This window comes from Microcystis sp. M_QC_C_20170808_M3Col, from assembly GCF_007095505.1.
Lineage (GTDB): Bacteria > Cyanobacteriota > Cyanobacteriia > Cyanobacteriales > Microcystaceae > Microcystis.
On record NZ_SFBY01000037.1, the window covers coordinates 1 to 7,212 of the forward strand.

The 7,212-nt window shown below is 40.7% G+C and carries 7 protein-coding genes, 2 pseudogenes and 1 riboswitch; of the genes and pseudogenes, 7 read left to right on the forward strand and 2 right to left on the reverse strand.

The genetic code is table 11. The annotated features are described in order from the left end of the window. From EWV84_RS01920 to EWV84_RS01945, 6 genes and pseudogenes are all read left to right on the forward strand, one after another. Positions 1–140, forward strand: a pseudogene (locus tag EWV84_RS01920) (DUF3782 domain-containing protein); the annotation flags it as partial. Beyond that, positions 111–269, forward strand: a riboswitch (cobalamin riboswitch). It overlaps the preceding pseudogene by 30 nt. Before the next feature lie 57 nt (positions 270–326). After that, positions 327–1,751 carry a precorrin-3B synthase gene (cobG, locus tag EWV84_RS01925; RefSeq protein WP_287076068.1) on the forward strand — a complete coding sequence of 475 codons (1,425 nt, stop codon included), beginning with the start codon at positions 327–329 and terminating at the stop codon, positions 1,749–1,751. Position 1,752: 1 nt separating this feature from the next. Then, positions 1,753–2,379: a precorrin-8X methylmutase gene (locus tag EWV84_RS01930; protein WP_287076075.1), complete on the forward strand. Its 627-nt coding sequence runs from the start codon at positions 1,753–1,755 to the stop codon at positions 2,377–2,379. After that, positions 2,376–3,080, forward strand: a complete 705-nt coding sequence (gene cobI, locus EWV84_RS01935; protein ID WP_287076070.1) for a precorrin-2 C(20)-methyltransferase — start codon at positions 2,376–2,378, stop codon at positions 3,078–3,080. Before EWV84_RS01930 ends, cobI begins: the two co-directional genes overlap by 4 nt. Positions 3,081–3,266: 186 nt before the next feature. Further along, a pseudogene (locus EWV84_RS01940) lies at positions 3,267–5,836 on the forward strand (SUMF1/EgtB/PvdO family nonheme iron enzyme). A gap of 292 nt (positions 5,837–6,128) precedes the next feature. Then, positions 6,129–6,323 (forward strand): hypothetical protein, encoded by a 195-nt coding sequence (locus tag EWV84_RS01945; protein WP_286824199.1) that lies wholly within the window; start codon positions 6,129–6,131, stop codon positions 6,321–6,323. A gap of 108 nt (positions 6,324–6,431) precedes the next feature. On the opposite strand, the gene EWV84_RS01950 is transcribed toward EWV84_RS01945, so the two are convergent. Together EWV84_RS01950 and EWV84_RS01955 are read right to left on the reverse strand one after the other, a co-directional pair. Then, positions 6,432–6,674, reverse strand: a complete 243-nt coding sequence (locus EWV84_RS01950) for a Txe/YoeB family addiction module toxin (protein ID WP_286824200.1) — start codon at positions 6,672–6,674, stop codon at positions 6,432–6,434. 17 nt (positions 6,675–6,691) lie between these two features. Beyond that, on the reverse strand, positions 6,692–6,910 hold the full coding sequence (locus EWV84_RS01955) for a hypothetical protein (protein WP_286824201.1): 219 nt from the start codon (positions 6,908–6,910) through the stop codon (positions 6,692–6,694). Positions 6,911–6,963: 53 nt separating this feature from the next. On the opposite strand from EWV84_RS01955, the gene EWV84_RS01960 reads away from it, so the two are divergent. Then, a partial coding sequence (locus EWV84_RS01960; RefSeq protein ID WP_287076073.1) for a hypothetical protein occupies positions 6,964–7,212 on the forward strand: 249 nt, incomplete at its 3' end.

Below are 7,212 nucleotides of genomic sequence, written 5' to 3' on the forward strand. Positions count from 1 at the left end.
CAGTAGCAGGCATTGAAATCGAAGAAGGAGCGGATAAATATGCTTATCGTCAAGGTTTATTTGTCTTGGCACAAAGGGGTGAAAATGTAGCGATTCTTAACGATACTGAGTTTCAACCGAAAACGTGGTATAATCCTTAAACTTGTCTTTGGGAAAGTCCAGTGCAATTCTGGTACTGTGCCGCAACTGTAATCAAGTAAAAAGTAAAAAGAGTACATCTTCCCTTTTTCCTTGCGAGTCAGAATACCAATTACAAGCTTTTGATCGGTAGTATAGACAACTAATTTTCTAACTACTTCTCTGCGTCGCATGGAGAACAAACAACGGTGAATTGGTTAGTTGAAGCAAATGCTTGTCCCGGTTTATTTTATGGAACTGCTGCCCAGGATGGGTTTTTAATTCGTCTCCGCACCCCCGGTGGATGGCTCAATTCTCCACAGGGAAAAGCGATCGCCACTTGGCTCGAACAATGGCAGACGACAATACAAGTTACCAATCGGGCAAATCTGCAAATTCGCGGACTGCAAAAATCCCCCAGTTTAGAAGAATTTCAAACCCTGCAAAAATTAGGGTTAGCTGCCCATAATCCCAGTATCGATCATCTGCGTAACATCATGTCTAGTCCCACTGCCGGAATTGACTGCCAAGAATCGATCGATACTCGTCCATTAGTCCAAGAATTAGATAATTTTATCCAAAATTATCCATCAATTGCCGAACTAAGTCCTAAATTTAGTATCGGGATCGATGGCGGTGGTGCAGTGGGAATTGGTACTGGTTCAACTATGGCCTGGCAACACCGCTATAACGAGATTCAGCTATCGGCAATTGCCGTCAATAATCCGACAAATTTAACTTCTCTTGTTTGCTTTCGATTAGCACTCGCAGGAGATAAACAATTATATGACACGGACTTATTAATTGAGCCAGAAAACTGTTTAGCTGTGGTCAAAGCACTGGTAAAGGTTTATGTCGATTATGTTCAACAAAACCCTAATATCAAGGGGAAAAAACCTCGGATGAAACACCTGCTAAAAGATTGGGGATTAGCAAAATATCTCGAACAAGTTAACTCCCAATTACATCGGACTTCTACCGGCATAATACACCAGCAAAAATACTGGCAAGCTGCCCATTCTACTCAACCCTATTTTCATCTGGGAATTCATCCTCAAAAGCAACCTGGATTATCTTATATTGGTCTATCATTAAGATTAGGACAATTGACGGCTAATCAACTATGGGGATTAGCGGCACTATCAGAAACTTTTGGCAGTGGTCAGTTACGATTAACCCCTTGGCAGACTGTTATATTACCCGATATTCCCGATGAAAAAGTCTCAGAATTGTTGCCAAAACTGGCATCCTTAGGATTATCCGCTTCTCCCGGATGGGATGGGGGAATAGTTGCCTGTAGCGGTAAACCCGGTTGTGCAGCAGCAGCCACTGCAACTCAAATTCACGCTTCTCTCCTAGCAGATTATTTGAAAGAACGCTTAACCTGCAATTCTCCTGTTAATATTCATTTGACAGGTTGTGCTAAATCCTGCGCTCAACCGGGTCCAGCCGAAATTACCCTTTTAGGAACTACCATCGAGGAAAATGGCCAAATACTGGAAGCTTATCAAGTCTATGTGGGTGATAGTCAAAAATTCTTAGAAACACCCATATTTGAGGGAGAATTTGCCAAGATTCCCCCGCTCATAGCCCAAATTTTAAGCTCCCAAAAATCGAAAAATTTAGATGAATAGAATGGAATACATTAAGAATGGTGAGGAAATTTACCGCAAATCTTTTGCTATTATTCGGGCTGAAACTAACTGGAAAAATCTCCCCGATGATTTAGCTCATGTGGCGGTTCGTCTAATTCATTCCTGCGGGATGACAGACATAACAGAAGATTTAGAAGCATCACCGGACGCGGTTAAAATCGGACGAAATGCCCTCGCTGGGGGTGCAGCAATTCTCTGTGATTCTCAAATGGTCGCTAATGGCATTACCAAAGCGCGTTTACCTAAAAATAATCCGATTATTTGTACCCTCAATCATCCAGAAGTGACCGAGTTAGCACGGCAAATTAATAATACCCGCTCCGCTGCCGCTTTAGAACTTTGGCGACCTCATTTAGCTGGAGCGGTGGTAGCCATTGGTAATGCACCAACCGCACTTTTTCGCCTACTAGAATTGCTCGATCAAAATGTAGATAAACCAGCTTTGATTTTAGGCTTTCCCGTGGGATTTGTGGGAGCGGCAGAGTCGAAAATAGAATTAGCAACTAATAGTCGTGGCGTGCCATTTATTACCCTGCACGGACGTAGGGGAGGCAGCGCAATCGCAGCAGCAGCAGTCAATGCTTTAGCAAAAGAGAACGAATTATGAATGAATTAGGCAAACTTTATGGATTAGGAATCGGGCCTGGTGATCCCGAATTGTTGACAATAAAAGCACACCGCATTCTCACAACTGTTCCGGTAATTGCTTATCCTACCTTAGAAAGTGGCAAAGTTTTGGCACGGGCAATTGTGTCGGATTTTATCCGTCCCGAGCAGATAGAAATTCCCATGCCTTTGCCTTTTAGTGTCGAGCGCAGTTCTCAACCTCATTATGATATTGCTGCCGAAAACATCGCCGAACATTTAAACTTAGGTCGAGATGTGGCGGTGCTATGTGTGGGCGATCCGATGTTGTATGGCACATTTATGTATATCTTTAATCGCTTGTGCGATCGCTTTTCAATTGAAGTCGTGCCGGGCATTTCTTCAGTGATGGCAAGTGCAGCAATGCTGGGTGTACCTATTACTTATCGAAATGACGTATTTAGTATCATGCCGGCTACTTTAGAGGCGGAAATATTGCGGGATCGCCTAGCATTTATCGATGCAGCGGCGATTATTAAATTAGGCAGACATTTCACTAAAGTTCGCAATATTCTCCAGGAATTAGGTTTATTAGAACGCGCCCTCTACATCGAACGAGCAACCTTACCCAATCAGCAAATTATTGCGATTACCGAAATCGATCCAGAGGCTGTCACCTACTGGTCATTAATTCTGATTCCTAGTAAAACTAAACCCCAATAACTCTATAGACACTAAGTTAAATCCTCTATCCCCTACTTGACAGAACCTATAGGGTTTAGATAATATTATGAAAATGTCTTTTCTTCGTTGCTTTTTTTGTTGCACAGGAGGTTATATATCGCGTTTCTCGGATTGATAAGGTAATCTATTTTCTTCTCCGTTCTCTGTCACCTAAAAATAACTACCATGTCCGATTCTCCTGAATCTATCCGCAATACTAGCGTCAGCGATCAAGCTACTAATAATGATGCTCTCGGATTTGAGCCTTATGTAATAGCGATCGCTGAATTTTTGTTGCATGAGCAGACACAACCACCCCTAACTTTATCGGTTGAGGGAGAGTGGGGTAGTGGCAAGTCTTCTTTTATGAAAATGTTAGAGGAATATTTACGAAAAAAGGGAGGTCGGACAGTTTGGTTTAATGCTTGGCGACACGATAAAGCGGAGTCGGTATGGGCGGCTTTTGCGCTGTCTTTTATTAAGCAGATTTCTACGCCCAAAAATTGGCGAGATTTACCTCGAGTTATCCTAGGACATTTTAAGTTACAATTATTGCGTTTTAACTTAGAAAAAGGCTTATTTGAATTAATTAAAGCTTTACCAGTAATAATTTTTGTGATTTGTGCCTCAATTGCCATTCCCTTTATTTTAATCGGTTATGGAGTTGAAGGAATTAACGAATTAATCGGAGCAACAACCTCTCAAGATGTTTTTTGGAGCAAAATTAATTCAGTTTTTAAATTATTATTTACTGCGGTCGGGTTTACCTTATCAGGAGCAGGAATTTTCGCTGGTATTAAGAGTTTATCGAGAAATTTTCAAAGGTTACTTCAAAACCCCAAAAACAACCTAATTAAATACATAGAAGCCCCAGATTATAAAAAACAATCGGCATTTGTAGAAGAATTTCATGAAGATTTTGCTAAAATTGTTGATGCTTATATTGGCAATGATCGAGTATATGTATTTATTGACGATTTAGATCGCTGTGAACATCCAAAATCAGCAGACTTGATGCAAGCGATTAATTTGATGATTGCTGATGATCCGTCAGTGGTGTTTATTTTAGGAATGGACAGAGAAAAAGTAGCCGCTAGTTTAGCGGTAAAATACGAAAACATTCTCAAGTATTTACCGTCGGAAACCACAGAAATTGATCCTGATATTTTAGCGAGACGTAGTTCTAATAAAGGGTTGGCTTATGGTTATACTTTCATTGAAAAGTTTGTCCAGCTTCCCTTTTTAGTTCCCCAACCATCCCGGTCAGATTTGAAGCATTTTTTGACTCAGCTTGCTACTTCAACTCCTTCCAATTTACAGCCAGATAAATCCTCTTCTAAATTTTTTCAGTCATTCTGGGGTATGTTTAAGTTAGCTTTACCCCGGAGAAAAATTCGCAAAAGTATCTCACTTCCGCAACAAGTAATCAGACAAGTGATTTAAACAACTCGTCTCTAGATAATCCTTTAATAGAATCCGAACAAACCGAAAAAGAGAAAGCACAAGCAGCCGTAATTAAGCGATTAGAAGCGATTCAAGTCAAAAATTTTGATAAAGATTCCCCAACAGTGCGGAATGTCATTATGATGGTAGCTCCCGCATTGGATTACAATCCGCGACGGATTAAACACTTTATCAATGTCTTTCGTCTGAAGGTTTATATCGCTAATGAAACTGGTTTATTTTTTGAGGAGCGAGACGAGGATAATAATTTGTTATATCCTTCTCTAACTTTTGAACAGTTAGGCAAATTTACTGCCATTAGTTTAAAATGGCCATTGTTATTGTCAGATTTAGAAAATGATAAGCAAATTTTAGCAAAACTAGAAAAAATTGTACGGGGATGGTTGAGTCCAGCAAATGAAGAGGAGTCGATTCGCTATTGGGGTAGTTATAGTAAGCTGAAAGATTTAATAGCTTACGGTCATGAAAAATCGGCAGCTAACTCTAAATTTAGCTTTGCGGCGTTAAATGTTGATAAATTATTACAAGTATCACCCAAGGTAATTCGGCCAGCTAATGAGCCTATTCAACCACAACAAATTCGCCAAAATATTACCTCATTACCTCCAGACTTTAACCTAGAAATGGTGCATATAACCGCCCGTAAATTTAATATGGGTTCTAATGAGCGTGAAGAGGAAAAACCGATACATGAAGTAATTGTGCCAGCATTTCAAATAGGCAAATATCCTATCACCCAAGCACAGTATGAAGCGGTGATGGGAAAAGCTAGTTTAATGTTTCCAAGAAATCCCCAGAACCCAGTAAAATCTGTTAGTCAGAATGAGGCTAAAGTCTTTTGTAAACAACTGAGCAAGTTAACGGGAAAAAACTACCGTTTGCCAACAGAAGCAGAATGGGAATATGCCTGTCGCGCTGGTACAGAAACCCGATTTAGTTTTGGCGATGATGAAAATCAATTAGGAGATTATGCCTGGTTTAGTGGTAATTCAGATAATGTAACCCATCCTGTTGGGGAAAAGCGACCTAATCCCTGGGGAATCTATGATATGCACGGCAATGTTTGGGAATGGTGTGCTGATCAATATCATGAAAGTTATGCAACCAAATCAGACAATATTAAAGAAAATGGCAGCATTGCATGGGGTGATTATAGTTATCTAAGGCACGGATCATTACTTCGTGGCGGCGCTTTTGACTCCTATCCCGGGCTTTGCCGTTCCGCGTATCGCGGCGACAGCGATGTTCTCCGCCACGGACACGGTTTTCGTGTTGTGTGCGGTCTCCCCTAATCAGTTAACAGTTAACAGTTATCAGTTGCTCCGAGCCTATATGGAAGCGCACCAATAACCAATAAAAAGATGAATTCTAATAGAGTGAGCCTGAGAATAGCGATCGCTGTATTTGCCCATCACCGCTTTTCAAGGTTGCTTTAATGTTATACCATTTTTCTTTATTCGTAGCAGGTATCTTACTCCCCTCTCCCAGAAAGGGAGAGGGGTTGGGGGTGAGGGAAATTAACCATCTCTGCCATTACTTTTGAAAAATGGTATTAGAATCGAATCACTCCCTTTAGGCTTTGCTATGCGTGCGATTGAAACCACTGGTATCCTCAATACCCAAGGGCAAATTCAACTTGATCATCCTATTCCCCAAGAAAAAGATCGGTTTGTGCGCGTCATTCTTTTGATGTCGGAGGATGAACTGAACGAAAAAAACTGGCTAGATGCCGTTTCCCATAATTTTCCCAACGATGCCCAGTGCTGTGGAGCTAAATAATCGCACTCCCACATCTCCCAAAAAAAGAGCGCACTTTCCATATTTCCCAAAAAGCGATCATTCCGTTCTATCTCCTAAAAATAGATCGCTCTCCAGCATCAAAATGATCTAGTCATAATGACTCCACATCCGATAAATTTTGATCAATTTCTCCGATTCAAAGACTTCATAAACTAGCCGATGCTGTTTATTGATACGACGACTAATTAACCCTTTCATATCCCCTTTTAATAACTCATAATCCGGTGGGTATTGAAACGGGTCTTCTTCAATTATTTTGATAAGTTCAAGAACCTTGGGCTTCAGTCCACTAGAAGCAATCTTTTTTGCATCTTTTTGAGATTGGGTCATAAAGATTATTTTATACATTACCAATCTAACTCATCTAAGCTTAAGCTCTGTTCAATAGATTCATCACGGGCTGCCTGAATAGTTTGAATCATTCCTTCGATTCCCCTTAGATATTCGTCATCACTGACATAATCTGATTGTTCCAGAATTTTAATTTCGTCTCTAGAGAAGCGATCAAGTAACCATAGAAATTTTTCACTAATGCTATCGTCAATTTGCAAGGTAATTGTTCGCATAAATTAACTCCTAAGCTTTCTGTATAAATCGCTTTCACATTGAAATCTACACTTTGTGCATTCTATCATTATTTTCCACACCCCTACAAGCGATCGCCTTTCCACACCCCTACAAGCGATCGCTAGGAAAACCAGTAATACCTCCATCACTGAGTTCAACATATATAGCAATTGACATCCTCACCGCCGTAAAACGGACGGCGATTCCTCACCACGCCACTTTTTTAGAATGGTCGCTGAATGGGGTTGACGCGACCCGGGATGCTGCTTCTTTAACAGAAGTCTTACGCTTTCCGACCCGT

Bases quoted from the DNA above. Each gene is read 5' to 3' on its own strand.
- EWV84_RS01930 (WP_287076075.1), top strand. From the start codon at position 1,753: ATGGAATACATTAAGAATGGTGAGGAAATTTACCGCAAATCTTTTGCT.
- cobI (WP_287076070.1), top strand. From the start codon at position 2,376: ATGAATGAATTAGGCAAACTTTATGGATTAGGAATCGGGCCTGGTGAT.
- EWV84_RS01945 (WP_286824199.1), top strand. From the start codon at position 6,129: ATGCGTGCGATTGAAACCACTGGTATCCTCAATACCCAAGGGCAAATT.
- EWV84_RS01950 (WP_286824200.1), bottom strand. From the start codon at position 6,674: ATGACCCAATCTCAAAAAGATGCAAAAAAGATTGCTTCTAGTGGACTG.
- EWV84_RS01955 (WP_286824201.1), bottom strand. From the start codon at position 6,910: ATGCGAACAATTACCTTGCAAATTGACGATAGCATTAGTGAAAAATTT.